The organism is Proteiniclasticum ruminis (assembly GCF_900115135.1).
Lineage (GTDB): Bacteria > Bacillota > Clostridia > Clostridiales > Clostridiaceae > Proteiniclasticum > Proteiniclasticum ruminis_A.
Genome location: NZ_FOVK01000017.1, coordinates 1 through 24,195, shown reverse-complemented (window position 1 = coordinate 24,195; position 24,195 = coordinate 1). Strand labels below are relative to the sequence as shown.

25 protein-coding genes and 3 tRNA genes are annotated in these 24,195 nt (G+C 41.9%); 24 read left to right on the top strand and 4 right to left on the bottom strand.

Annotated elements, in window-relative coordinates:
• Nucleotides 1-3 precede the first annotated feature (3 nt).
• From jag to BM243_RS13765, 7 genes are all read left to right on the top strand, one after another.
• Complete coding sequence (gene jag, locus BM243_RS13795; protein ID WP_074913003.1) at nucleotides 4-705, top strand: RNA-binding cell elongation regulator Jag/EloR; 702 nt, start codon at nucleotides 4-6, stop codon at nucleotides 703-705.
• A 218-nt stretch (nucleotides 706-923) separates the two neighbouring features.
• Nucleotides 924-2,291, top strand: coding sequence for a tRNA uridine-5-carboxymethylaminomethyl(34) synthesis GTPase MnmE (gene mnmE / locus BM243_RS13790; protein WP_074913001.1), 1,368 nt, complete (start codon nucleotides 924-926; stop codon nucleotides 2,289-2,291).
• Nucleotides 2,292-2,303: 12 nt separating this feature from the next.
• Complete coding sequence (gene mnmG / locus BM243_RS13785) at nucleotides 2,304-4,205, top strand: tRNA uridine-5-carboxymethylaminomethyl(34) synthesis enzyme MnmG (protein ID WP_074913000.1); 1,902 nt, start codon at nucleotides 2,304-2,306, stop codon at nucleotides 4,203-4,205.
• A gap of 1 nt (nucleotide 4,206) precedes the next feature.
• On the top strand, nucleotides 4,207-4,923 hold the full coding sequence (rsmG, locus tag BM243_RS13780; RefSeq protein ID WP_074912998.1) for a 16S rRNA (guanine(527)-N(7))-methyltransferase RsmG: 717 nt from the start codon (nucleotides 4,207-4,209) through the stop codon (nucleotides 4,921-4,923).
• Nucleotides 4,924-5,248: 325 nt separating this feature from the next.
• A complete protein-coding gene (locus tag BM243_RS13775) occupies nucleotides 5,249-6,022 on the top strand; it encodes a ParA family protein (protein ID WP_074912996.1) in 774 nt (257 codons plus the stop codon).
• Nucleotides 6,022-6,858 carry a ParB/RepB/Spo0J family partition protein gene (locus tag BM243_RS13770; protein ID WP_074912994.1) on the top strand — a complete coding sequence of 279 codons (837 nt, stop codon included), beginning with the start codon at nucleotides 6,022-6,024 and terminating at the stop codon, nucleotides 6,856-6,858. The genes BM243_RS13775 and BM243_RS13770 overlap by 1 nt, the downstream gene beginning before the upstream one ends.
• An 8-nt stretch (nucleotides 6,859-6,866) precedes the next feature.
• Complete coding sequence (locus BM243_RS13765; protein ID WP_074912992.1) at nucleotides 6,867-7,379, top strand: DUF4446 family protein; 513 nt, start codon at nucleotides 6,867-6,869, stop codon at nucleotides 7,377-7,379.
• 40 nt (nucleotides 7,380-7,419) lie between these two features.
• On the opposite strand, the gene ytvI is transcribed toward BM243_RS13765, so the two are convergent.
• Both ytvI and BM243_RS13755 read right to left on the bottom strand, forming a co-directional pair.
• Entirely contained in the window at nucleotides 7,420-8,559 is a 1,140-nt protein-coding gene (ytvI, locus tag BM243_RS13760) for a sporulation integral membrane protein YtvI (RefSeq protein ID WP_074912990.1), read from the bottom strand.
• Nucleotides 8,549-9,709 carry an aminotransferase class V-fold PLP-dependent enzyme gene (locus tag BM243_RS13755; RefSeq protein WP_074912988.1) on the bottom strand — a complete coding sequence of 387 codons (1,161 nt, stop codon included), beginning with the start codon at nucleotides 9,707-9,709 and terminating at the stop codon, nucleotides 8,549-8,551. The genes ytvI and BM243_RS13755 overlap by 11 nt, the downstream gene beginning before the upstream one ends.
• A gap of 172 nt (nucleotides 9,710-9,881) precedes the next feature.
• Here BM243_RS13755 and BM243_RS13750 point away from each other — a divergent pair, with 172 nt between their 5' ends.
• The 11 genes from BM243_RS13750 (at nucleotide 9,882) to BM243_RS13700 (ending at nucleotide 18,811) form a co-directional block, all read left to right on the top strand.
• A complete protein-coding gene (locus BM243_RS13750; protein WP_074912986.1) occupies nucleotides 9,882-10,139 on the top strand; it encodes a putative Se/S carrier protein in 258 nt (85 codons plus the stop codon).
• Nucleotides 10,136-10,324, top strand: a complete 189-nt coding sequence (locus BM243_RS13745; RefSeq protein ID WP_031575550.1) for a DUF951 domain-containing protein — start codon at nucleotides 10,136-10,138, stop codon at nucleotides 10,322-10,324. Before BM243_RS13750 ends, BM243_RS13745 begins: the two co-directional genes overlap by 4 nt.
• A 93-nt stretch (nucleotides 10,325-10,417) precedes the next feature.
• Nucleotides 10,418-10,705, top strand: a complete 288-nt coding sequence (rpsF, locus tag BM243_RS13740) for a 30S ribosomal protein S6 (protein ID WP_074912984.1) — start codon at nucleotides 10,418-10,420, stop codon at nucleotides 10,703-10,705.
• A gap of 13 nt (nucleotides 10,706-10,718) precedes the next feature.
• A complete protein-coding gene (locus BM243_RS13735; RefSeq protein ID WP_074912982.1) occupies nucleotides 10,719-11,141 on the top strand; it encodes a single-stranded DNA-binding protein in 423 nt (140 codons plus the stop codon).
• Between the two features lie 23 nt (nucleotides 11,142-11,164).
• Complete coding sequence (rpsR, locus tag BM243_RS13730; RefSeq protein WP_031575545.1) at nucleotides 11,165-11,428, top strand: 30S ribosomal protein S18; 264 nt, start codon at nucleotides 11,165-11,167, stop codon at nucleotides 11,426-11,428.
• 148 nt (nucleotides 11,429-11,576) lie between these two features.
• Nucleotides 11,577-12,575, top strand: a complete 999-nt coding sequence (locus tag BM243_RS13725) for a DUF2232 domain-containing protein (RefSeq protein WP_074912980.1) — start codon at nucleotides 11,577-11,579, stop codon at nucleotides 12,573-12,575.
• Nucleotides 12,576-12,604: 29 nt separating this feature from the next.
• Complete coding sequence (locus tag BM243_RS13720; protein WP_074912978.1) at nucleotides 12,605-14,572, top strand: DHH family phosphoesterase; 1,968 nt, start codon at nucleotides 12,605-12,607, stop codon at nucleotides 14,570-14,572.
• Complete coding sequence (gene rplI / locus BM243_RS13715) at nucleotides 14,569-15,012, top strand: 50S ribosomal protein L9 (RefSeq protein ID WP_031575540.1); 444 nt, start codon at nucleotides 14,569-14,571, stop codon at nucleotides 15,010-15,012. The genes BM243_RS13720 and rplI overlap by 4 nt, the downstream gene beginning before the upstream one ends.
• A gap of 12 nt (nucleotides 15,013-15,024) precedes the next feature.
• Complete coding sequence (gene lonC / locus BM243_RS13710; RefSeq protein ID WP_074912976.1) at nucleotides 15,025-16,905, top strand: Lon family ATP-dependent protease; 1,881 nt, start codon at nucleotides 15,025-15,027, stop codon at nucleotides 16,903-16,905.
• Between the two features lie 13 nt (nucleotides 16,906-16,918).
• Nucleotides 16,919-18,250 carry a replicative DNA helicase gene (locus BM243_RS13705; protein ID WP_074912975.1) on the top strand — a complete coding sequence of 444 codons (1,332 nt, stop codon included), beginning with the start codon at nucleotides 16,919-16,921 and terminating at the stop codon, nucleotides 18,248-18,250.
• Nucleotides 18,251-18,376: 126 nt separating this feature from the next.
• Nucleotides 18,377-18,811 carry a bis(5'-nucleosyl)-tetraphosphatase gene (locus BM243_RS13700; RefSeq protein ID WP_242943570.1) on the top strand — a complete coding sequence of 145 codons (435 nt, stop codon included), beginning with the start codon at nucleotides 18,377-18,379 and terminating at the stop codon, nucleotides 18,809-18,811.
• 57 nt (nucleotides 18,812-18,868) lie between these two features.
• Here BM243_RS13700 and pgsA read toward each other — a convergent pair whose 3' ends face one another.
• Nucleotides 18,869-19,420, bottom strand: coding sequence for a CDP-diacylglycerol--glycerol-3-phosphate 3-phosphatidyltransferase (gene pgsA / locus BM243_RS13695; protein WP_074912970.1), 552 nt, complete (start codon nucleotides 19,418-19,420; stop codon nucleotides 18,869-18,871).
• Between the two features lie 289 nt (nucleotides 19,421-19,709).
• Between pgsA and BM243_RS13690 the strand changes: the two genes are divergently transcribed.
• Together BM243_RS13690 and BM243_RS13685 are read left to right on the top strand one after the other, a co-directional pair.
• Nucleotides 19,710-20,996, top strand: coding sequence for an adenylosuccinate synthase (locus tag BM243_RS13690; protein ID WP_074912968.1), 1,287 nt, complete (start codon nucleotides 19,710-19,712; stop codon nucleotides 20,994-20,996).
• Between the two features lie 77 nt (nucleotides 20,997-21,073).
• Entirely contained in the window at nucleotides 21,074-21,877 is an 804-nt protein-coding gene (locus BM243_RS13685; protein ID WP_177213536.1) for an alpha/beta hydrolase, read from the top strand.
• Nucleotides 21,878-21,936: 59 nt separating this feature from the next.
• Here BM243_RS13685 and BM243_RS13680 read toward each other — a convergent pair whose 3' ends face one another.
• Nucleotides 21,937-23,178 (bottom strand): BaiN/RdsA family NAD(P)/FAD-dependent oxidoreductase, encoded by a 1,242-nt coding sequence (locus BM243_RS13680; RefSeq protein ID WP_074912964.1) that lies wholly within the window; start codon nucleotides 23,176-23,178, stop codon nucleotides 21,937-21,939.
• 181 nt (nucleotides 23,179-23,359) lie between these two features.
• Between BM243_RS13680 and BM243_RS13675 the strand changes: the two genes are divergently transcribed.
• The 4 genes from BM243_RS13675 to BM243_RS13660 all read left to right on the top strand — a co-directional run bounded on the left by BM243_RS13675 (nucleotide 23,360) and on the right by BM243_RS13660 (nucleotide 24,109).
• Nucleotides 23,360-23,737: a CoA-binding protein gene (locus tag BM243_RS13675; protein WP_074912962.1), complete on the top strand. Its 378-nt coding sequence runs from the start codon at nucleotides 23,360-23,362 to the stop codon at nucleotides 23,735-23,737.
• A 122-nt stretch (nucleotides 23,738-23,859) separates the two neighbouring features.
• Nucleotides 23,860-23,934, top strand: a tRNA-Glu gene (locus BM243_RS13670).
• 15 nt (nucleotides 23,935-23,949) lie between these two features.
• Nucleotides 23,950-24,025, top strand: a tRNA-Val gene (locus BM243_RS13665).
• A 7-nt stretch (nucleotides 24,026-24,032) separates the two neighbouring features.
• Nucleotides 24,033-24,109: transfer RNA gene (locus BM243_RS13660), tRNA-Asp, on the top strand.
• Nucleotides 24,110-24,195 lie beyond the last annotated feature (86 nt).

Sequence of the window (24,195 nt, the reverse complement as noted above, 5' to 3'; positions counted from 1 at the left end):
GAAATGAATAGTATGCAGTTTTCAGGTAAGAATGTGGAAGATGCTCTTCAGATAGCACTGAAGGAGCTTCAGGTAACAAAAGACAAAATTACATATAAGGTCATCGAAGAAGGTTCAAAGGGAATCCTTGGACTTATTGGATCCAAACCAGCAATCATCCAAGTGGATGTCATTCAGGAAGAAGTTGCTGAGGTACAGAAAAATCTTCAGGACGCTTCTGAAGATATGCCAACTGAAACAGTGACTGTTTCCAGAAACCATAAAGAAGAGGCAGTACAGTTCTTGAAAGGTGTCTTTGATAAGATGGATATTGAAGCTGAAATGAATGCTTCTTTAGAAGATAATATCCTGAAGGTAGATATCTCTGGTCCTAAAATGGGACTTGTTATAGGATACCGTGGTGAAACACTGGATTCTCTTCAGTATCTTACAAGCCTTGTAGTGAATAAGAATCGTGAAGATGAGTACATCAGAGTGATTCTGGATACAGAAGGCTACAGAAGAAAACGAGAAGAGACACTGGAAAGATTAGCAGAAAAGACAGCCTACAAGGTGAAGAAGTACAGAAGAAGTATGAAGCTTGAACCTATGAATCCATATGAAAGAAGAATCATTCATTCTAAGCTTCAGAAAATCGATGGAATCACAACACGTAGTGTTGGTGAGGAACCTTTTAGAAGAGTTGTCATAGAACTGGATAAGTAATGCAGGAGCCTGAGATCATCTCAGGCTTTTTTGTAGCAAAAAAAGCATAAATCAAAGTAATGGTTAAGAATAGTCAAAAGTGCCTCTTTAGAGAGACTTGAAATTCTTTTAAAATCACTATAGAATTGTTCAGAAGCATACCGCTTCAATTCATTTGAGAATAAAGGACTACCATGTAGTTCTATGATGATAGAGTCAGAAACCTTAGGAGGTTTTTTATGAGAGCATACGATACAATAGCTGCAATTTCAACAGCTGTAGGTGAAAGTGGTGTTTCAATCATAAAGGTATCTGGAGACAGATCCAAAGAGATCGTGTCAAAGATATTCAGGATAAAAAATAAAACAGATTTCATGGAAGCTGCACCTTGGACCATCCAGTATGGACATATCATTCGTCCTGATGGTGAGATTGTCGACGAAGTCCTTGTGAGCTTCTTCCAAGGACCCAAGAGCTTCACTGCAGAAGATGTGGTGGAAATCAACTGTCATGGAGGCAGAGTGGCAACAGAATCTGTTCTTAATGAGGTGTTTCATGCAGGTGCTAGACCAGCAGAACCTGGAGAGTTTACCAAGAGGGCATTTCTCAATGGACGCATCGATCTTTCCCAGGCAGAAGCAGTCATTGATATCATTCAGGCTAAAACAGATCTTTCCATGAAAGCTGCATTGGAGCAGAGCGGCGGTAAGCTTTCTGCAGAAATAAAAGAGATCAGAGACAGCATCCTGAATCTTTTGGCTTTTATAGAAGTAACGGTTGATTTCCCAGAAGAGGATTTGGAGTTTACAACAGGTCAGGAAGTCAGTGAGAAACTATCAGGACTTCTCCAGAAAGTTGGAAGCCTTATTAGAACCTCAGAGGAAGGAAAGATCATCCGAGATGGACTAAGTATCGCCATCATTGGAAAACCTAACGTGGGCAAGAGTTCACTCATGAATGCGCTTCTGAAAGAGAATAGAGCTATTGTTACGGATATTCCAGGAACCACAAGAGACATCATCGAAGAGTATCTCAATATTGATGGTATTCCAATAAAAATAACAGATACCGCTGGTATCAGAGAAACGGATGATGTCGTTGAGAGGATTGGTGTGGACCGTTCCAAAAGCAAGATTGACGAAGCGGATCTGATAGTGTTTGTCCTGGACAGTTCCAGGCCACTGGATCGAGAAGATATTGATATAATAGAATATATAAAAGATAGAAAAATAGTAACATTAATCAACAAAGTAGATTTAGAAGAGAAGCTGAAACTGGACGGCTACGACCTGGGTGAAACCATTCAGGTATCAGCCCTTAACGGCTATGGACTTAATGAGCTGAAAGATAAAATCAAGCAGCTGTTCTTCCATGGACAAGTGGAAGCAAAAGACTACATGGTAACGAACCGAAGACACAAAGAAGCACTGATGCGTGCAAATGAAAAAATGTATGCAGCAAAGACAGCCATAGACCAAGGGATATCCTTAGACTTGGCGGCCATTGATCTTAATGCTTCATGGAATTATTTTGGCGAAATAACTGGAGATACCCTATCTGAAGATCTGGTGGATAAAATATTCAGCGATTTCTGTATAGGAAAATAGAGGTGAAAGATTATGTTAACATATACAGCAGGTCACTATGATGTGATTGTTGTAGGAGCTGGACATGCGGGTTGTGAGGCTGCACTGGCTTCAGCAAGACTGGGATTAAAAACCCTTATGTGCACCATGAATATAGAAAGTTTGGCTTTTATGCCATGTAATCCAAATATCGGAGGAACATCCAAAGGTCATTTGGTTCGTGAGCTCGATGCACTTGGAGGAGAGATGGGTGTCAATATTGACAAAACCCTGATTCAGTCAAGGATGTTGAATACATCCAAAGGCCCTGCAGTTCATTCTCTTAGAGCGCAGGCTGATAAAGTCGAGTACCAGAAAGAGATGAGAAAGGTTATTGAAAATACTGAGAATCTTTTCTTAAGGCAGATTGAGGTGACAGATCTTCTCGTCGAGAACGGAGAAGTACAAGGCGTTGCTACTAGAAATGGTGGTAATTTCATGGGAAAAGCTGTTATTCTTTGTACTGGTACTTACCTGGCAAGTAAGATTATTATTGGTGAAGCATCCTATGAGAGTGGTCCCAATGGACTCGCAAGTTCTAAGCTTCTGTCTGAGAATCTAGAAAAAATCGGATTTGAAATGCATCGTTTCAAGACAGGTACACCGGTACGAGTTCATAAGAGAAGCATCGACTTTTCTTTGATGGAAGAGCAAAAGGGAGATGATCGGATTATACCCTTCTCTTTTGTGCACGACCACTACCTCGAAGCGCCCGTTGACCGTAATCAAATCAGCTGTTATCTTACCTATACCAACGAAGAAACACATAAAGTAATTGCAAGAAACAGGGACCGGTCTCCCATGTTTAATGGAAGCATAGAAGGTGTTGGCGCAAGATATTGCCCATCTATTGAAGATAAAATTTACCGGTTTCCGGATAAATCGAGACATCAGATCTTCGTAGAGCCTGAAGGAAAAGAAACAAATGAGATGTATGTGCAAGGCATGTCCTCTTCTCTTCCAGAGGAAGTTCAGATTGAGATGCTTAAAACCATTCCAGCTTTCAGAGACATTGAGATCACGAGAACGGGATATGCGATAGAATATGAGATGATCGATCCTCTTCAGTTATTTCCAACCTTAGAATTCAAAAACATTAGAGGGCTTTATGGTGCAGGCCAGATCAATGGAACTTCTGGCTACGAAGAAGCAGCCGCTCAGGGGATTGTTGCAGGTATCAATGCTTCACTGAAAATCAAAGGAGAAGAGGCCATGGTTCTGGACCGCTCACAAGGTTATATTGGTGTACTCATCGATGATCTGGTGACAAAAGGAACCAATGAACCCTATCGAATGATGACCAGTCGTGCGGAATACAGACTGCTGCTAAGACAGGACAATGCAGATCTGAGACTTACAGAGATCGGCAGAAGAGTAGGTCTGGTTTCAGATGAGAGATATGAGAAATACTTATACCGAAAAGAAATGATTGAGAAAGAACTGGAACGTCTGAAAAATGTTCAGGTTACAGGAAAACGGGAAGTAAACGAGTTATTGGAAAAGAAAGGTTCAACAGAGCTGAAGAAGCCTACATCGCTGTATGAACTCATCAAGCGTCCAGAGTTGGATTATTTTAAAGTAGCAGATTTTGATCTGGACCGACCACAGCTTCGTATCGACATCCAAGAACAAGTCAATATTATGAGCAAGTACGAAGGTTATATAAAGCAGCAGTTTGATGAGGTCGCACAGTTTGCAAAATATGAGCAGAAAAAGCTTGATGGAATTGAGGATTACTTCACCATTAAAGGGTTAAGAATCGAAGCAGCCCAGAAACTGAATAAGCTCAGACCTGTGAACCTGGGGCAAGCTTCGAGAATATCAGGCGTGAACCCTGCAGACATTACAGTCATTCAGATTTACTTGGAGACGAAGAAAAAAAGCCGGGAGAGATGAGATGTATTTTGAATTGATGGAAGAAAGTGTAAAGAACCTAGGCATTACGATTGATAAAAATCAGTACGAGCAATTTGAGAAGTATAAAGATCTTCTTAAAGAGTGGAATGAGAAGATGAATTTAACTGCTATTACAGAAGATGAAGAGATTTTCAAGAAACATTTCATTGATTCGATAAAAGTATTTGAATTCAAGGAAGTGTTGAAAGCAAGTAATATCATTGATGTGGGCACAGGTGCTGGGTTCCCTGGCATTCCTATTAAAATAATGATGCCAGAGGTGAAACTCACTTTACTGGATTCTTTGAATAAAAGACTGAACTTTTTAAAAGCAGTATCTGAAGAACTTAACCTGTCTGACGTTCAGTTTGTTCATAGCAGAGCCGAGGATGGCGGAAGACTTGAAGAGCATCGTGAAAACTATGACATCGCGGTATCACGTGCCGTTGCAAATCTCACACTACTTTCTGAACTTTGCATCCCCTATGTGAAAAAAGGCGGGTATTTTGTGGCTTTAAAAGGACCAGCAGTAGAGGAAGAAATAAAAGAAGCAAGTAAAGCCATTACAGTTTTAGGTGGAAAGATCCGTGAAATCAAAGAAATTTCAATTGAAGGAATGGATTACAAGCATAATCTGGTGATCATCGAAAAAGTTAAAAATACACCTAAGATTTACCCAAGATCTTCTGCAGCCATCAAGAAATCGTTAATCAAATAAGGAAACTGAATGTTTCACGTGGAATGTTTCACGTGAAACATTTTTATTGTTGGCATTTTTTCACCCACCTGAAATGTAGTTTATGTCCAAATATCAGAGAAAGAAACCTACAATAATGAATAGTGTAGTTTTATTTTACCAAAGTTCGCAGAAGTCTTGAGAAATATAGATTCAGCAGAAATACAAACCAGGAATGTTTCACGTGAAACATTCCATTTTATTGTCTGCAACCGCAATGTTTCACGTGAAACATTGCAGCTTTACTATGAAAAATCAAATAATAAGGTTATAATCAACAGTAAGAGAATAGGACAGGAGGACTTTTATGAAGATTGTAAGTATTTTCAATCAAAAGGGTGGTGTAGGAAAGACGACCACAAACATCAATCTTGCAGCGTATATTGCACTGCAGGGACATAGAGTTCTTGTTATCGATATTGATCCCCAGGGGAATACCTCAAGTGGGCTTGGCGTTGATAAAGATAACATAGAAAACACCACTTATGAACTACTGATTGATGAAACAGATATCAATGATACGGTTATTTCCGTCGAGAATATAGAAAACCTAAAAATAATTCCTTCCAATATGAATTTGGCGGGTGCAGATCTTGAATTGAGCTATATGGAGAATCGGGAATCCATACTGAAAACGAAGCTGCAAACGCTGAAAGAAGAATTTGATTTTATTATCATCGACTGTCCTCCATCACTTGGTCTTCTGACCATCAATGCACTCACAGCTTCGGACAGTGTTCTCATACCAATGCAATGCGAGTATTACGCACTTGAAGGAATCAGTCAGTTGGTAAAGACCATTCAAAAGGTTAAGAAAGGACTGAATAAGAATCTGGAAATTGAAGGTGTTGTATTAACGATGTTTGACCCAAGAAGAAACCTGCAAATTCAGGTGGCAGAAGAGCTGAAATCCTATTTTGGTGAGCTTGTCTATGAGAGCTCCATTCCGAGAAATATCAGACTGGCCGAGTCTCCAAGCTTCGGGATGCCGATCGCACTGTATGATCCTAGAGCTAAAGGTGCAGAAGCCTATGAAGATTTAACACATGAGTTTTTACGCAAGCAAAAAGGAGGTAAGTAATGGCAAAAAAGTTTGGATTAGGGAAAGGGTTAAATCAGCTGATTCCTGAGGAAGAAGAGATTATAACTGTATTGAATATTAATAAGATCAAGGCGAACAAAAAACAGCCCAGAAAATACTTTGATGAGGATAAACTGGTACTTCTCTCAGAATCTATCAAAGAACATGGAATGATACAGCCGATCATTGTTCAAAAGGATGGGGAGGATTATAGCATCATTGCTGGTGAAAGACGGTGGAGAGCCGCCAAAAAAGCCAGCCTCAAGGAAGTGCCTGTCATTGTTATGGATATTGCAGACTCTACAGTCCTTGAAGTATCACTAATTGAAAACATCCAAAGACAGGATCTCAATCCTATTGAAGAAGCTTCGGCATTCAAAAGACTCATACATGATTTTAAGCTGACGCAAGAAGATCTGGCAAAAAAGATCGGAAAATCCAGAACAAGTATTGCGAATACCATGAGGCTCATTCAACTTGATGAGAGAGTCCAGCAGTTTCTTATAGAAGAAAGTCTCAGTGAAGGACATGGTCGAGCATTACTTGGGCTTGAAAGCAGTGAGGATCAGTATTTGGCTGCCCAAAAAGTAATCGATGAAGGTTTAAGCGTCCGTGAAACAGAGAGATTAGTGACTACTTTCCATAAGGTAAAGCCAGTAGCGAGAAAAATGAAACTGGATCCTTACTATAAAGATATTGAAAAAAGACTTGCCAAAAACATGGGAACGAAAGTATTATTAAAACCGAAAGCTAAAAACAAAGGGAAAATAGAAATTGAGTATTACAGTATGGAAGACCTCAATCGATTGCTTGAGTATCTGAGACTGGAAGAGTAGGAGTAAACATGGATTTTACAATCATCAGTACATTTATCAATAACAATTTGGAAATAGTTTTGCTGGCTATAGCAGCATCTTTCATAATCATGGTTGTGTTTTTTATCTCTATGCTTGTATCAAACAGGAAACTGAAGAAGAGATACAATCTTCTGATGAAGGATGCCGACAAAGGTAGTCTTGAGGATATGATAAAGGGCTACCAGAAAAAAATTGATGAAACCTATGTGGATGCGAAAGTGGCATTGGAGGATTTGAAGCTTTTAAGCAATCAGGTCAATCATTGCATCCAGAAGGTTGGAGTTGTAAGATTCAAAGCTTTTGAGGACATTGGAAGTGATCTTAGCTACAGTGTTGCACTTTTAGACAATAAAAATGACGGTGTTGTCATAACCAGTATCTTTGGAAGAAATATCAGCACATCATATGCGAAGCCGATTTCTAAGGGGACATCGAAATATACGTTGTCTGATGAAGAGATTTACGCGATGAATAAGGCTCTAGGCTTAGAGAAGAAATAAGAAGAGTGCAGCATTTGCTGCACTCTTCTTATTTCTTGTTTCATTTTTTGCCATGGGTCTTCGTTTTCTTAGGTTCGCTCGATTGGAAGGTATCGAGAACGCCGACAGTTTGGAGTACTTTAAAGCCTACTGCCATAAATATCAGGAAAAACATTCCTAAGACTCCAGCCATTTTAAGTCCGATGAAGATGGCTCCAATGGTGATGACTGGGTTTATGTCCAGACTGCTGGATAGAATTTTAGGTTCCCATATGTTTCTGCCAACTGCAACAATGATCCAAAGAATACCTAGACCTATGGGTACGGTGTAGTTCCCCTGGAAGAAGTAGTAAACCGCAAGCGGAACATATGCCGCAGAAACACCCAAGACTGGCAGAAGATCAAGAAATGCTGTGATTAGTCCTAAGACCAGCGGATAAGGAACTCCAAGAATGAGGTAACCCACTACAGAAATCATACCCGTAATGAGGATGATCAGCATATAGGATACACCATAGCGGACAACCATATTTTTCCCCTGGGTGATGATGTTTTTTACTTTGTTCTCTTCCCGATCGGATGTAGGGAGATAAGCATATATAAATTCTGGATTATTCAGCAGCTTCTTGGTAAAAAAGAAAGAGCAAACGATGGTAAAGATGATAATCAGCATCAGATTAGGAAGTCCTGCGACTATACTCAATGTGAAACCACCAATCGCTTTGCCTAACGTGATGACAACTTCCTGCAATGAAGCCAATGCACTGGTGAGCATCTCGCCGCCTGTTTCGATAATACTGGGATCCAGTTCCTGAATATTGGATGCAATCCATTCATACTGAGCCTGAATCCACGATGCGATACTGTCATAGTTCTCATTGAGATAGTTGATCGAGTTCGTAACTAGTAATATGCTCTGATTTACAAGACGAATAATCAGTGAAACAATGAGAGTGCCCAAAAGACCATAAAAACTCAGTAGGGTGACGAGGATCAGGAAATTTTCATTGATTTTCTCGCGGGTCCACACGATAAGTTTCTTCACCACGGGACTGACAATGGCGGCAATGGCAAATGCCAGGACAAAAGGGATGGTATAGGGAAGTGTCTTCACAAAAAGAAAGAATACGATAGTATACACAGTAATGTAAATCAGGATCTTGTCATATTTCTTAATGTATGAAGTTCTGTTAGTCTCCATAATTCACCTCATCTAAATATTTTAGTGCCACAAGGAGCTGCTCTACCTCATCCCTTGTAGTAAAATGTCCAAAACTGATACGAAGAGCCCCTGTGTTTTCTGTTCCCAACGCTTTATGAGCTAATGGAGCGCAGTGGTATCCTGTTCTTGTAATGATGTTGAACTGACTTTCTAAGATAAAACCTGCTTCAGAAGGAGTGTAGTTGTCAAACCAAAGACAAAAATTTGGTATTCTGTCATGGGCATCAGGTGAGCCAATCAGATGAACTTTCGTCATGTTCGAAAGGGCTGATAACATCAAGTTGGATATATAAATAGTATCTAAAGATATTAAGTTGTCATGCGTTTCCAGAAGATACTGAACGCCTGCACCTAATCCTGCGATTCCTGGCAAATTGTGAGTACCAGCCTCAAATTTATCAGGAAGATAGGAAGGTTGTTGTAAGCTAAGAGAATCAGAACCAGTACCTCCAGTGAAAATAGGGTTCAATACTTCATTGATCCGGTTGTTCAACACAAAGCCACCAGTTCCTTGAGGTCCAAGAAGACCTTTATGACCAGTGAATGCAATCACATCGACATCCATCTCATGTAGCTTGACAGGAATATAGCCGGCGGTCTGCGCGGTGTCTATGATGATGAAAATATCTTTATTCTTCAGTCTGGATCGGACTTCTCCAACGGGCTGAATGGTACCAGTAAGGTTGGAGGCATGGGACAGAATAACGGCTCTTGTATTCTTTTTCTCAACCTCACTGAGTTTATTGAGATCAATCAAGCCTTCGCTGCTGCAGGGGAGAAGATCATAGGTGATCACTCCATCTAATCGAAGCTTCTCCAAAGGTCGTAGAACAGAATTATGCTCCATCACAGAAGAAACTACATGATCTCCAGGTTTCAGAAGGCTAAGCAATACTGTATTAATTGATTCAGTCACAGAGGATTTCAGGATCACATGTTCAGGCTGGTCTACACCAAATAAATCAGCCAGTGATTTTCGAGTAGAGTGTATTATTTTGGCGGCTTCCATGGAAACCCGGTTGGCTCCTCTTCCTGGATTTCCCGATCCACTTCGAAGAGTTCTATCAACAGCTTCATAAACCCCTTGAGGCTTAAGGAAAGACGTGGATGCATTGTCTAAATAAATCATATTCTTATCTCCCAATTCTTCTTATCAATAATTATAGAACATTAACGAATAATTGGTATGAAAAAGAAAAAAATTTACATCAAATTTAGAGAAATGTGTATTGGTTGATTGAGGTAAAAATAAGAGATTCGTGTATAATAATCTAAAAGAAAGTGTGTACTGGAGGATTTTCATGGATTTTTACTTATTGGTTTTTAAGAATACAACAGATGCGTTAGTAGGAGAAGAAGATCTCAAGAAACACGAGATTCCTCATGCAGTATATCCCACCCCACCACAGATCATCGGCAGCTGTGGAATCAGCATGCGCTTTACAGAAACCGAGCTTCCAAAGGTGGAGGAGCGTCTGGAAGATGGTCTGATGTATAAAGCCCTCTATAAACTGTCAAAGATCAGTATAATGAAGATTAAGGAGAATGAAGCGAGTTGATTAAAGAATATGAGCTTGGAACCATTGTCCAAATGAAAAAGCAGCATCCATGCGGAAGCTATCTATGGGAAGTGACCCGATTAGGAGCTGACATTAAAATCAAATGCAAGGGATGCGACAGGATCGTCATGCTTCCGCGAAATAAATTTGAAAAAGATGCGAAAAAAGTGATTACTGAAAAATAATATTTGCATAATAACGTCATAAGTGCTAAAATTTAATGATGTAATCCCCGCCGCGAAAATCGTGGCCTTAGTCCGGGGGGAGGAGGTGACATGATGAGAAACTATGAAACTATTTTCATACTACATCCATCATTTGACGAGGAGGCAGTAACTGCTGCTGTTGAGAAGTTCAAGGGTGTAATTGAAACAGAAGGTGGTATCATTGATAACGTTGATCTATGGGGTAAGAGAAGACTTGCTTACGAAATAGACAAAGTTAACGAAGGTATTTATGTTCTGGTAAATTTCCAGGCAGAAGCTGAATTACCTAAAGAGTTAGACAGAATATTCAGAATTACTGATGGCATACTGAGACATATTATCGTTAAATTAGACAAGTAAGGATGGTGCAGCAATGAATAAAGTGGTTTTAATTGGTAGACTAACAAAAGATCCCGAGCTGAAGTATACGCCAGGATCCGGAACTGCGGTTACTACGATCACATTAGCTGTTGACAGACGTTTTTCCAAGGACAACCAAAGAGAAGCTGATTTTATTCCAGTAGTGATCTGGGGCAAGTCTGCTGAATCCACTGCTCAGTATATGAGCAAAGGAAAACTCATGGGTGTTTCCGGAAGAATTCAGACCAGATCTTATGAGGCTAAAGATGGCGGAAGAAGATATGTCACTGAAGTAGTTGCTGAGGAAATCAAATTCCTGGAGTGGGGCAATAAGAACCAGTCCGGTGAAGGTGGATACTCAGACAACTCAAGCCAGGAGTATGGCTCATCCTATGAGGATATGACGCCCATAGATGATGGAGATATTCCATTCTAAACGATAGGTAAGGAGGAAAAAAAATGAGCAGAGAAAACTCATCCAGGGATTTCAAGAGAAATAACCCTAGAGGAAGAAGAGCGAAGAGAAAAGTTTGTTCTTTCTGTGTTGATAAGGTTGATCATATAGATTATAAAGATGTTTCCAAGCTTAGAAAGTACATCACTGAAAGAGGAAAGATTCTTCCAAGAAGAATTTCCGGAACATGTGCTAAGCATCAGAGAACATTGACCGATGCAATCAAGAGATCCAGAAATATCGCATTACTTCCATTCACACAAGATTAATTGATGAAACCGTGATCCCTTGGGTCACGGTTTTTTGCTATCCTAGTACCGATATGTGCGTAGAACAATGAATATTAAGTGAAAAGCACATTCATTCTTCTGAGCATATATGCTAAAATTCAAGATAATAAGTAAAATGGAGCTAAATATGAATACAATGATGAAAACAAACAAACTCGTTACAACGTCTATGCTCGTAGCTCTTCTTGCGGTGTTTTCACTGCTGGGGACTCTACCGTTTTTCAATACAATTTCATTGGTGGTTGCGCCGATCATCGTTGCGCTGATCTATCATAGGGGTGGAAGAAACAACACCATCCTATCCTTTGTGGCCACCACGATACTGGTGACCGTACTCACAGATCCGATTTATGGAATTACCATGACCATTCTGAACTACAGCATGGGTGTCGGTCTTGTGTATATGATATCGAAGAAAAAAGGACCATTGGCTAATTTTGTGGTTCTTGCTCTAGCCATTGCAGTAGGAATCACTGCAATGTTTCTCATAGAAATCAGATTCCTGACAGACTATACTCTGATGGAGTATATTGAAGTTTTCGTGATGGACATCAAAAACGCTTTACCCTCCATACTGGAACAGGTGGAGAGCCTTGGCGGCAATGTGGAAGATAATGCAGCACTGATCTTTTTCACCAATCTCACAGTAAAAGGTCTTATCATGCTCCTTCCCAGTGTGCTTCTCATGTATGCGATGATTTCGGCTGCTTTTGTTTATAAAGTTTCTCAAGTGGTCTTCAAAAGACTGGGAATTTATGTGACACCACTGCCAAGACTCAGTGAGATCAAATCCAATATGTATCTGATCATGGGAAGTCTCTTTCTGTCCATGATTGGTATCTTACTGGTTTATATAGGGTTTGACTATGGCGAGGCTTTGATGTCCTTGGGTAACAATATATTCAGCATCACAGGAATTATAGGAGGGATGTCTTTACTTAGTTATCTGATGGAAGTAAAGTTAAAGTATCCCACAGTCTTTAGAATCGTCATTCTCTTCTTTATTTTCGGGTCAAGTCTTGTGAGCTTCATAGCCATTGCAGGGATCATCGACAGTGCTTTTGATTTTAGAAAACTGACGGACAATGGTCTGTACTCACTACTGAAAAGCAGGCAGCAGCAGTAACATTAAAGAAGGATGAACAAGGAGATCGTATGAAAAAATACTACGAGTATCGAAGAAGCGACTATATCTACAACCTGCTGATTATCCTTTCCATTGTTCTTCTGTATGTTACGGGACAGTGGCTTTTTGCCACGGGATTGCTCGTTGCATTTGCCATCGTGGTGTTCTATTTCAACAGCTTGTATACCTACAAGAAAAAACGATGGGAGAGATTTGTTGTAAATATTCTCACGAAAATGTCCAATACGGTGATAGCGGCTCTGGAAAAGAGCAGCATTCCCATTGTTCTTGTGAGAGAGAACGGAGAGATCATCTGGTACAACAAAGAGACCCTGGAGCTTTTTAAAGAAAAACACCATAATTTTCGTCTGGAAGAAATCACATCCGATTATAAAAGTGAGATATTAGGCGTTTCTGAAAGTAAAGAGCTGGAAATTAAGATCCATGAGAAAAATTATCAGGTTCTTGTGATTCCTGTAAAACACCAGGAAAAAGAATTTGAAGAGAATCTTAGAATTGTGGTGTTCCATGATATTTCCATGGTAAAAGAAGCAGAGGCGAAAATCACATCCGTTCTATCCATAGAAGTGGATAATTACAGCGATCTTTTGAATAGTGTGGACTCGGAAAAGAAGCCGTTTCTTCTGGCAGAGATCGAAAATTATATCTACTCCTATGGCCATGAGCTGAAAGCCATGGTTCGGAAATATGAAAGCAATAAATTTATGATGGTGGTGCCTGAGTATTACATTCACGAACAGATTCGAAAAAAGTTCCCGGTACTGGACCACATCAAGAACATCCATCAGGGCAATTCTATAGAACCCACCCTGAGTATAGGTATTGGAAAAGGCGGGAAAAACCCGGAAGAGAATCAGAGCCTTTCCAAAGCGGCGAAAGAACTTGCTCTTGGTAGAGGGGGAGATCAGGTGGTCATTAAGACCCCCACCAATTTATCCTTCTATGGCGGCTCTTCCAAAGAAATTGAAAAGAAGTCCAGAGTCAGATCGAGAGTGGTGGCTCATGCTCTGGAGGAGATTATAAAAGACAGCCATCGGGTGTATATCATGGGGCATAAAAATCCGGATATGGACTGTTTTGGTTCTGCGGTGGGCATTAAAGTCATCGCCAGGGGACTAGGAAAAAAAGCGGTTATCATCAATGAAGAACCGTATCTCAACATCCGTCCTATATATGACAAGTTCATTGAACTTAGTGAGTACAAAGAAGACATCATATCTCTGGAAAGAGCAAAGGCCAAGGTGAAGAAAGAGGATACGCTGATCATCGTGGATGTTCATGCCAGAAATCATGTGCTGTCCAATGAGATCATCAGTATGTTTGATAAAGTGGTCATCATTGACCACCATAGACGAACTCCGGATCAGATTACAGGGGCAGTGCTGTCATTTATTGAGACCTATGCCTCTTCGACGTCAGAACTTGTGACAGAGCTCATCCAATATATTTTCGACAAACCGGAAATGTCAGTACTGGAGGCAGAAGCTTTGTTCGCGGGGATTCGTGTGGATACCAAGAGCTTTAATTTCAAGACCGGTGTGCGTACTTTTGAAGCAGCTTCCTTCCTGAAAAGACAAGGAGCAAGAACACAAGAAGTGCGTGAGATGTTTGCACAGGATCTTGAAAGCTATAATAGAAGAGCAGAGATCATTCGAAATGCGGTGATCATTGACAAGATGGCCATAGCCACCGTTGATGACTCAGAGGACCCTGTTCTTTCCGCTCAGGCTGCAGATGAACTGGCTAATTTTAAAGACATTCATGCGGCATTTGTTTTAACTCGTCAGGATAATGATATAATAATCAATGGAAGGTCTCTCAAAGAGCTGAATGTCCAGCTGATCCTTGAAGAACTTGGTGGAGGTGGTCATATGACCATGGCAGGAGCTAAAATCAAGGACTGCACATTAGAAGAGGCATTTGAGATGCTCATGGAGGCCATCACAAAACATAGAAAAGAGGAGAGTAACATATGAAAATTATACTTTTAAAAGATGTTAAGAATATGGGAAAAAAAGGAGATGTTCTTGAAGCATCCGATGGATACGCAAGAAACTATCTGTTCCCAAGAAAGCTCGCTCAGGAAGCTACCCAGGAAAATCTTCATATCGTCAATCTGAAGAAAGAAAATGAAAGACGAATCAAGCTGGAAGAAACAGAAGCAGCACAAAAGCTAGCAGATTTATTAAGAAATAAAGATCTCATCATCAAGACAAAAGTCGGCGAAAACGGCAGACTTTTTGGTGCAATTACGAATAAGGATGTTGCCGAACTGATCAATAAAACCTTCAATACTGATTTTGACAAGAAAAAAGTACTGGTAGGAACCATCAAACTCGTAGGCAGCTACGACGTGGAAGTGAAGATCTATCCTGAAATCAGTACGAAACTGAAGGTTACTGTGCAAGAAGGCTAAAGGAGCAAAAATTTGAGTAAATCATTCAATAGATCTTTTTACGAGGACAGCGATATTCAAGCGGAGATTAATGTTCAGCTGGATATACTGGAGAATGTTCTCGATAAGGGAGCCATTAAAACAAGAATCAATAAATTCAGGCTGAAGAAGCATATGGAAGGAGATACCCTTCAAAGAGCTTATGCGGTCAATATGATAGCATCCGATGGTATGTCCAAGCTTGTGATGCCTGATGAAGACAATCTGACAGACATGGTGGATGACACCAATAAATGGATATCTGAAATCATCGCAAGAAACTATATCCAGAGAAAAGTGGAAGAAGAAGTAGAAAAAGAGCTCATGGACAAACAGGATAAGTACATCGATGAAATGAGACTCCATGTGCTTCGTAAGAAAAAAGGTCCTGAAAATGCCAAGACCACGAAGAAGTATGAAGACCTGGTGGCTCTTGATGAGAAGCATCTGGCAAAGAATCTTCAATCCCTTCTAAGACCGGAATCATTTGATGAGATTGTAGGACAGGAAAGAGCCATTAAGTCTCTTCTTTCAAAAATCTCCTCTCCTTATCCGCAGCATATCATTCTATATGGACCTCCAGGGGTAGGAAAGACCACAGCAGCTAGAATCGCGCTGAATGAGGCGAAGAAGCTCAGTTTCACTCCTTATGAGGCAGATGCGAAATTTGTGGAAGTAGATGGTACAACACTGCGCTGGGACCCTCGTGAAATCACCAATCCTCTTCTAGGATCTGTTCATGACCCTATTTATCAGGGAAGCAAAAGGGATCTGGCTGAAGGTGGTATACCGGAGCCTAAGCTGGGGCTGGTTACTGAAGCCCATGGTGGTGTGCTTTTTATCGATGAGATCGGCGAGCTGGATGAGATTCTACAAAACAAGCTGTTAAAAGTTCTTGAAGATAAGAGAGTGGAGTTCTCCTCCGCGTATTATGACCCGGATGATGAGGGGACCCCACAATACGTCAAATACCTCTTTGACAATGGAGCACCAGCGGATTTTGTGCTCATCGGTGCAACCACCAGAGAGCCCGAGGAAATCAATCCTGCACTCAGATCACGCTGTACCGAAGTATTTTTTGAGCCACTGACATCGAAGAATATCCAGAGAATTGTTCAGGATGCAGCAAATAAACTGCAGATTGATATGGAAGAAGGTGTCGCGGAGATAATCTCCAACTACACCATAGAAGGCAGAAAAGCCATCAATCTTTTGGCAGATGCCTATGGAGCCATTCTTTATGAGGGAAGAATCGAAGATGGAAAAAGGATTCTAGTCACAGTAAAAGACATTGAAGAAGTGATCCAGATATCAAGAATCACTCCTTATGAGGTGCATAATCTGGAACATGAGACCGAGGTTGGCCATATCTATGGTCTCGCTGTATCCGGATTTGTAGGCTCTACGTTAGAAATTGAAACCATGGTCTATCCTGCGAAAGAAAAAGGCAAGGGTATTGTCAGGTTCAATGATACTGCAGGCAGTATGGCAAAGGATTCCGTCTTCAACGCTGCCTCTGTCATCCGGAAAATCACTGGCCTTGATATGAGCGATTATGACATTCATGTCAATGTCATTGGAGGAGCCAAGATTGATGGTCCGTCTGCCGGGGCGGCCATCACTGTATGCATCATTTCTGCCCTTCAGAATAAGCCTATAAGACAAGATATGGCGGTCACTGGAGAAATATCCATCCGTGGCAAAATAAAGCCTGTGGGTGGCATATTTGAGAAAGTCTATGGGGCAAGAAGAAAAGGAATCAAACATGTGGTGGTGCCTTATGACAACCGTCAGGATATTTCCACTTCCATGGAAGATATCAAAGTCACACCAGTAAAAGACATTGAAGAACTTCTGAAGTTAATTTTAGTATAAGGAGAAGATGAGTATGGAAAATAGACCGCTGAGAATCATGCCGAACAACCAGGAAGCAGAACAGTCTGTCATCGGCTCTATGATTCTTGACAAGAATGCCATAGCCACGGTTTTAGAAAAGCTTCAGGCTGATGATTTCCACCGTGATGGGCATAAGATTATTTTTCAGGCCATCTTGGATCTGTTCACCAAGGATACTCCCATCGACTTAGTCACCTTGGCGGACCATCTGAAATCCATCGACAAGCTGGAGTACGTGGGAGGCATTTCGTATCTCACGGAGATTGCCTCTTCTGTTCCCACCACGTTGAATCTGGTGTCTTATATCAATATTGTTTCTGATAAATCCATGCTGAGAAAACTGATCCGTGCTTCTACAGAAATTATGGACGACAGCTACACCAAACAGGATGAAGTGAATGTGGTGGTGGAGGATGCGGAGAAAAGAATCTTCAATATTGCGGAAAAGAGAAATTCTGGTGGGTTTGAAGCCATCAGTACCATCCTTGAACGTGGATTTGTGGAGATTGAGAGAGTTTACAACAATAAAGGGACCACCACGGGTGTTTCTACTCCCTTTCCGGAGCTGGACAGAATGACATCAGGTTTCCAGAAAGGAGACATGGTGCTGATTGCGGCAAGACCTTCCATGGGAAAGACCACCTTCGCGTTGAACCTGGCGGAGCATGCTGCTTTAAGAGAAGGGAAATCCATTGCGATTTTCTCTTTGGAAATGGGTATGGATCAGCTGGCGTATAAGTTTCTCTGTTCTGAGGCCAATGTGGAGCTGACAAAGCTCCGTAATGGAGATCTGGATGACAGAGACTGGGAGAACATCGCAAGAGCCTCAGGACCGCTTTCCCAGGCTAAAATCTATATTGATGATACAGCGGGTATCTCTGTGACCGAAATGCGCTCCAAATGCAGAAGACTGAAACTGGAACATGGAATAGATCTGATTCTCATCGACTACTTGCAGCTGATGAGTGGTAAAGGGGAAAGCAGGCAGCAGGAAGTCTCAGAAATTTCAAGATCCATCAAAGCACTGGCAAAGGAGATGCAGTGTCCTGTCATTGCTCTTTCCCAGCTGTCTAGAGCACCTGAACAAAGAGCGGATCATAGACCCATGCTGTCTGACCTTAGAGAATCCGGTTCCATCGAGCAGGATGCTGACCTTGTGATGTTTCTATATCGTGATGAGTACTATAATCAGGATACGGAAGATAAGAACATTGCAGAGTGTATCATTGCGAAGCAGAGAAATGGTCCCGTGGGAACGATCAAAATGGCGTGGCTTGGCCAGTACTCCAAGTTCGCACGTTTGGATATGGTCCATCAGAATTAATATGGAAGAAAGTAAGCAAGGCTTGATGATATCAGGCCTTTTTCTTTTTGTATATTTTCCGTATAATGAAAGTAGAGGTTGGTGCAAGCGTGATGCACCAAAATGAAAATCCAGTGGAGGTTTAATTTGGGCATTCAATTTGGTCAGGAAAGAGAAAAGTCTTATGGTGCTGTGATCATTAACGAAAAGAAGGAGTTCCTTCTGATCAGGCATAGAAACGGTGGTCATTGGGATTTTCCAAAAGGGCATAAAGAAGAGGGGGAATCTAGCAAGGAAACCGCGATGAGAGAAGTTTTTGAGGAGACAGGCCTTCGGGTTCGTCTCATTGAAGGGTTCAAAGAGAAGTCTAAGTATTCACCGAAGCCTGGTGTGGAAAAAACTGTGACATTCTATTTGGGCTTTTCCATGGGAGAAGTTCAGATTCAGGAAGAAGAAATTCTTGAGTATCAGTATCTTTTCTATGATGAGGCAAAAGAAAAAATAACATTTAAAGAAAGCAAAAGCATCCTGGCATCTGCGAAGCAGTTCATGGATACTTATCTGCAGTCCAACGAGGACTGAGTCAATTAGGTTGCTACAGGCATATAAAAAGAGCTGCAGTACTGCGGCTCTTTTTTCTTATGCTTCATTTTTCTGTTTTTTCTTTTCCAAAGTGGTTCTGATATAGCTGAATCCTGCGATAAACCCAAGTATTGCAGAGAAAAAGAGAAATGCGATTCCGAGGGTTTTCTGGAACAGCAGGGTAAGAATTCCGATATAGAAGGAAAAAGTAACAAATTTACCAAGTCTGTTGGCTGGGTTGATGATCCCCATCTTATAAACAATGATGCCTCCAAGTATCATCAGAGTCTCTCGAACACCCACGAGAATCAAGATGGCATAGGGAATCACATCGGTGATGGTATAGGAGACAATGGCTGTCAGAAGCATCAGCTTATCGGCCAAGGGGTCCATGACGGTGCCAAAAGGAGTCACCAGATTGTTCTTCCTTGCCAGATACCCGTCCAGGAAATCTGAAATCCCCGCCACGAAGAAAATAACGACAGAATAGAGAAGATTCTCTTCTGGATTTTTGAAATACACATAGATAAATATAGGTATCAATAAAACTCTAAAGGACGTGATGAGATTCGGCAGGTTAAAATTCGATGATGTCTTTTCTTTTTCCATGAATGATCACACCTTTTCTTTCGCTCTAAGTCTGGAACATCGATGGTCTTCGTACTTCTATTATACCGAATCTCTGGGTTTTTGTCCTGATTCTCAAGGAAAAAGTGAGGGTAAGGGGGACTATGAAACAGTTCCCGGCTGATTCAGCTGTACATTCGCCATTTAAACGGACGATATTATTCGTGTCTAAATTATCGTTCCGATATAATCATATGATAAATAAAAAATTGATGTGATTGTCCGTTTCTGTTAAGATAGTACTGGCAATTTGATTTGGAGGGAAAAAATCATGTCTACAGTAGTAATCGTTGGTGCTCAATGGGGTGACGAAGGAAAGGGAAAAATCACAGATTATCTGGCAGAAAGTGCTGAGGTTGTGGTTCGCTTTCAAGGTGGAAACAATGCGGGACATACCGTGGAAGTGGGGGAAAAGCAGTATAAGCTTCATCTCATTCCTTCCGGTATCATCCATGGTAATAAGAAGAACATCATTGGCAATGGTGTTGCCTTTGATCCTGCGGCATTTTTCAGAGAGGTGGAGTATCTGGAAGCCCTGGGTGTTGAAATCACACCTGAGACTCTTCAGGTGAGCGACAGAGCCACTGTGATCATGCCGTATCATCAGGTGCTGGATCAGCTGAAGGAAAAGGCTCGTGGAAAAAACGACATCGGCACCACAGGAAAAGGGATAGGACCAGCCTATACAGACAAAGTGGAGAGATCCGGTATCCGTGTCTGCGATTTGCTTCACGAGGATGTGCTCCGGGAAAAGCTTCATCTGAATCTTCTGGAGAAAAACCGCTATATTACGGAGATTCTTGGTGGAGAAGAACTGGATGAGGAGACTGTTTTCCAGCAGTACCTTGCCCTTGGAAACAGGGTGCGACCATTTGTACGGGATACGTCCGTTGTTCTTTATGAAGACATCAGAAAAGGTAAAAAAGTTCTTTTTGAAGGTGCTCAAGGGATGCTTCTGGACATAGATTATGGAACCTATCCCTATGTGACATCATCCAATACCACAGCAGGTGGCGTGGCTTCAGGAACAGGTGTTGGTCCAAGGTTCATTGAGAGAGCTGTAGGCGTCACCAAGGCTTATACCACAAGAGTAGGAAAAGGACCATTTCCAACGGAGCTGGAAAATGAGGTCGGAGAATGGATTCGTGAAAAGGGTCATGAATATGGCACCACCACCGGCAGAAGCAGAAGATGCGGCTGGCTGGATCTTGTCATCGTGAAGACTTCCATCCGTGTCTCTGGACTGACCTCTCTTGTACTGACGAAGATTGATACTTTGGCAGGTCTTGAGAAGGTGAAGATTTGTGTTGGATATAAGCTGAAGGATCAGGTGATTGATTACTTCCCTGCAAGTTTAAAGGATCTGGCGGAATGCGAGCCAGTATATGAAGAGTTTGATGGCTGGGATGACAGTGTGGCGGAAGCAAAAACCTATGAAGAGCTTCCCCTGAATGCAAAGAAGTACATTGACAGAATCGAAGAGCTTCTTGAGATCAAGTGCTCTATCATCTCTGTGGGCCCAAGAAGAGATCAGACCTTCCAGAAAGACTCCCTATAGAAAAAAAGCCTGTGGAACGTGAATTCCACAGGCTTTCCTGTTATGATGGTTAAAAAGAAAAGATGAGGTGTATGCGGGTGAAACGGGAGGATATCCATATTGAAATGCTCTCAGGAGAAAAAAGAAGAGTTCGGCTGCTGCTTCCAGAGCGGTTAAAAGCTGGGGAGAAAGTGCCAGTGCTTTATATGTTTGATGGGCAGAATCTTTTTGAGAAAGAAGATGCCTTTGGCGGGGTAACCTGGGGCGTCCAGGAAGCTTTGGAGGCTCTGATTGATAGACAGGAAGCTTTGCCCATGGCTGTTGTTGGGATTGATAATGCTGGAGCTTGCAGGCTGGATGAGTATGGTCCATGGCCATTTATCGTGGAGAACTATTCATCGGCTGGGGAAGGGGGTAATTTTGCGAAGCACTTCATTGAAAGAATCCTTCCGCTTCTGGAAAAAGAATATCCACTGAAAACTGAAAGAGAATACCGTGCATTGGCGGGAAGTTCCATGGGGGGGCTCATGACCTCTTACATCGGTGCTACATATCCGGAGATGTTTGGGACCCTGGGGGTATTTTCCTTAGCGTCCTGGGTTTCGGAAGAGCCCTTTATAGAGATGCTGGAGAAAGAAGGGGAGTATAGAAATGCCCGGATCTTCCTTCAGGTGGGCACAGAAGAGGAAAGAGAAGCAGAAGGAAAAGTGGACTACGAGCATTCGCAAACCTATATAGACAACAGTATGCGTTTTCTGAAGAAAGCACTGAAAAAAGGGGCATCGCTGGAAGATCTGATGGTTAAAATCGGTGCAGGGAAAACCCATAATGAAGGAGCCTGGGCCAGTTATATGGAAGAGTTCATCCAGTACGTCCAGAAGCCTTATTTTCAGAAAGACTGAAAAAAATGACAGGGAAAAGGAAAGAGCAGGAAATCTGATGTAGAGATTTCCTGCTCTTTTTAGAGCTGATTGGTCAGTGCTTTCATCACGGTTCCGGCTGTAGACCAGGCCCACTGAAGATTATATCCGCCGCAGGCGCCCAGAACATCCAGAACTTCACCGGTGAAATACAGCCCAGGAACAATCTTAGACTCTAAGGTTTCCTTTACCTCTCTGGTATCCACACCTCCATAGGTGCCCTGCGCACTATTGAAGCTCTGTGTACCCATGATCTGGAACTCCCAGTTCTGAAGGAGCTTAATTAGGGTCAGAAAGTGCTTTGGATCCACTTCAGAGACAAGAGAAGAGGGCTTCTGTATCCCTGATTCTTTCAGCAGCACTGGAATCAGTTTTCCTGGGAGCAGACTTCTTAGTGCATCCTGGCAGGTTCTGTGGGAAAGCAGCGCCATCTGGTTGAGGACAAGATTTTTCAGCTCATCTTCTGTCATCTCCGGGAAGAAATTCAGTCGTAGATAAAGGGGTTTTCCCCCAAAGAGATTCGGATGGACAAAACGGGACACCTGGAGAATGGGGGGGCCTGATATGCCATAATCTGTGAAGAGAAGTTCACCCTCTTCCACCCGCAGAATCTCCTGGCTGGTATAGAGTGTCGCTTTACCATCCAGCTTCACTCCGCTTAAAGCCCGAAGATAGGGTGCATCCAGGTTAAGTTGAACCAGCGCGGGCATAGGCGTAATGATCGTATGCTTGAATGCTTTCAGAAGTTTAAAAATGGATCCGTCTGAACCTGTGTTAGGCGCAGACATTCCTCCGGTGCTGATGACAAGAGTCCTGCACTGATACTCCATCTCATCGGTAGTCAGGGTGAATATACCGGGATCTTTTCTGATGTGTTTCACCTTGGACTGAAGATGAACAGGAACGCCTTTTTCTTCCAGTGAAAGCCTCAGCGTATCCACTACAGAGGAGGCTTGAAGTGATAGCGGATACATTTTACGATCTTCGAGGGTTTTCAGGTGCAGACCAAGACTGCTGAAATAGCTCAAGGTCTCTTCTAAAGGATAGGTGTAGAGAGGGGAGAAAGTATACCTTTTATTTGAGCTTGTATAGCGGTCTTCAATCTCATTCATCACATTCTCATTGGTGATGTTGCATCTTCCATTGCCTGTGGTGAGAAGCTTTTTGAGGATGCGGTCTTTTGCCTCCAAAAGCAAAACATCTTTACCATAATCTTTTAAAAGCAAGGAGAGAAAAACACCCGAAGCGCCTCCTCCTACAATGATAATGTCATATTTTTCCATAATGATTCCTCTTCTTTCATGTGCTCTTAATGTGTTATCTTATGTTCATTATAAGGGATGTGGTTCTCCTTGTCTTTATGAGAAGTCTGGTCTAAGTTTACTGAGGTATGGAATTCTAAGAAAACTATGAGTATAATAGGGATATAGAATCAGCTCATCATCCTGAAACAGGAGGGTTTTTATGGAAGCAAAGGATTTTTTGAAGTATAAGAACTGGGTCGTGGCTGGGGATGTTCTCAATGAAATGAAGTATGCCGGCAGAATCTATCAGAAACTGAACCGGAGAGGATACCATGTTGCAGGACTTCACCCCAAAGAAGAGAATCCATCCGTCTTTAAATCTTTCCAGGACTTGGAGGGAGAAGACGTGAAGTATGAGGTGCTGAATTTGGTCATCAATCCGACCAGAGGACTGGAAATTGTTCAGGATGCGGAAGCCTATGGAATCAAAATGGTTCTTGCGCAGCCTGGGGCAAGAAGCTATGAGATTCAGGACTTTTGTGTAAAGCATGGCATGGAATATGTGGAAGGTTGCACCTTGGTGGAGCTCAGCTACTAACAAATTAGAATTTTTTTTCATAAAAAATGTTGACAGTCTGTTAAATGTTAGGTATTATAGTCTTTGTCAGGTTAACGCCTAGGTTAATTCTGATGGAAATAAATACTCATTAATGGCGATATGGCCCCTTGGTCAAGCGGTTAAGACACCACCCTTTCACGGTGGTATCAGGGGTTCGAGTCCCCTAGGGGTCACCATTTTTTATTATGTATGGGAGCATAGCTCAGCTGGGAGAGCATCTGCCTTACAAGCAGAGGGTCACAGGTTCGATCCCTGTTGTTCCCACCATATATATGGCCCAGTGGCTCAGTTGGTTAGAGTGCCGGCCTGTCACGCCGGAGGTCGAGGGTTCGAGTCCCTTCTGGGTCGCCAATTAAATATTTAACTATGGCCCCTTGGTCAAGCGGTTAAGACACCACCCTTTCACGGTGGTATCAGGGGTTCGAGTCCCCTAGGGG

Coding starts and splice junctions, on each gene's coding strand:
- BM243_RS13705 (WP_074912975.1), top strand. CDS start 16,919: ATGGAAAATAGACCGCTGAGAATCATGCCGAACAACCAGGAAGCAGAA.
- rpsR (WP_031575545.1), top strand. CDS start 11,165: ATGAGCAGAGAAAACTCATCCAGGGATTTCAAGAGAAATAACCCTAGA.
- BM243_RS13680 (WP_074912964.1), bottom strand. CDS start 23,178: ATGGAAAAATATGACATTATCATTGTAGGAGGAGGCGCTTCGGGTGTT.
- BM243_RS13735 (WP_074912982.1), top strand. CDS start 10,719: ATGAATAAAGTGGTTTTAATTGGTAGACTAACAAAAGATCCCGAGCTG.
- rsmG (WP_074912998.1), top strand. CDS start 4,207: ATGTATTTTGAATTGATGGAAGAAAGTGTAAAGAACCTAGGCATTACG.
- jag (WP_074913003.1), top strand. CDS start 4: ATGAATAGTATGCAGTTTTCAGGTAAGAATGTGGAAGATGCTCTTCAG.
- rpsF (WP_074912984.1), top strand. CDS start 10,418: ATGAGAAACTATGAAACTATTTTCATACTACATCCATCATTTGACGAG.
- BM243_RS13725 (WP_074912980.1), top strand. CDS start 11,577: ATGAATACAATGATGAAAACAAACAAACTCGTTACAACGTCTATGCTC.
- BM243_RS13765 (WP_074912992.1), top strand. CDS start 6,867: ATGGATTTTACAATCATCAGTACATTTATCAATAACAATTTGGAAATA.
- mnmE (WP_074913001.1), top strand. CDS start 924: ATGAGAGCATACGATACAATAGCTGCAATTTCAACAGCTGTAGGTGAA.
- mnmG (WP_074913000.1), top strand. CDS start 2,304: ATGTTAACATATACAGCAGGTCACTATGATGTGATTGTTGTAGGAGCT.
- BM243_RS13770 (WP_074912994.1), top strand. CDS start 6,022: ATGGCAAAAAAGTTTGGATTAGGGAAAGGGTTAAATCAGCTGATTCCT.
- BM243_RS13755 (WP_074912988.1), bottom strand. CDS start 9,709: ATGATTTATTTAGACAATGCATCCACGTCTTTCCTTAAGCCTCAAGGG.
- BM243_RS13750 (WP_074912986.1), top strand. CDS start 9,882: ATGGATTTTTACTTATTGGTTTTTAAGAATACAACAGATGCGTTAGTA.
- BM243_RS13690 (WP_074912968.1), top strand. CDS start 19,710: ATGTCTACAGTAGTAATCGTTGGTGCTCAATGGGGTGACGAAGGAAAG.
- BM243_RS13675 (WP_074912962.1), top strand. CDS start 23,360: ATGGAAGCAAAGGATTTTTTGAAGTATAAGAACTGGGTCGTGGCTGGG.
- BM243_RS13775 (WP_074912996.1), top strand. CDS start 5,249: ATGAAGATTGTAAGTATTTTCAATCAAAAGGGTGGTGTAGGAAAGACG.
- ytvI (WP_074912990.1), bottom strand. CDS start 8,559: ATGGAGACTAACAGAACTTCATACATTAAGAAATATGACAAGATCCTG.
- rplI (WP_031575540.1), top strand. CDS start 14,569: ATGAAAATTATACTTTTAAAAGATGTTAAGAATATGGGAAAAAAAGGA.
- pgsA (WP_074912970.1), bottom strand. CDS start 19,420: ATGGAAAAAGAAAAGACATCATCGAATTTTAACCTGCCGAATCTCATC.
- BM243_RS13720 (WP_074912978.1), top strand. CDS start 12,605: ATGAAAAAATACTACGAGTATCGAAGAAGCGACTATATCTACAACCTG.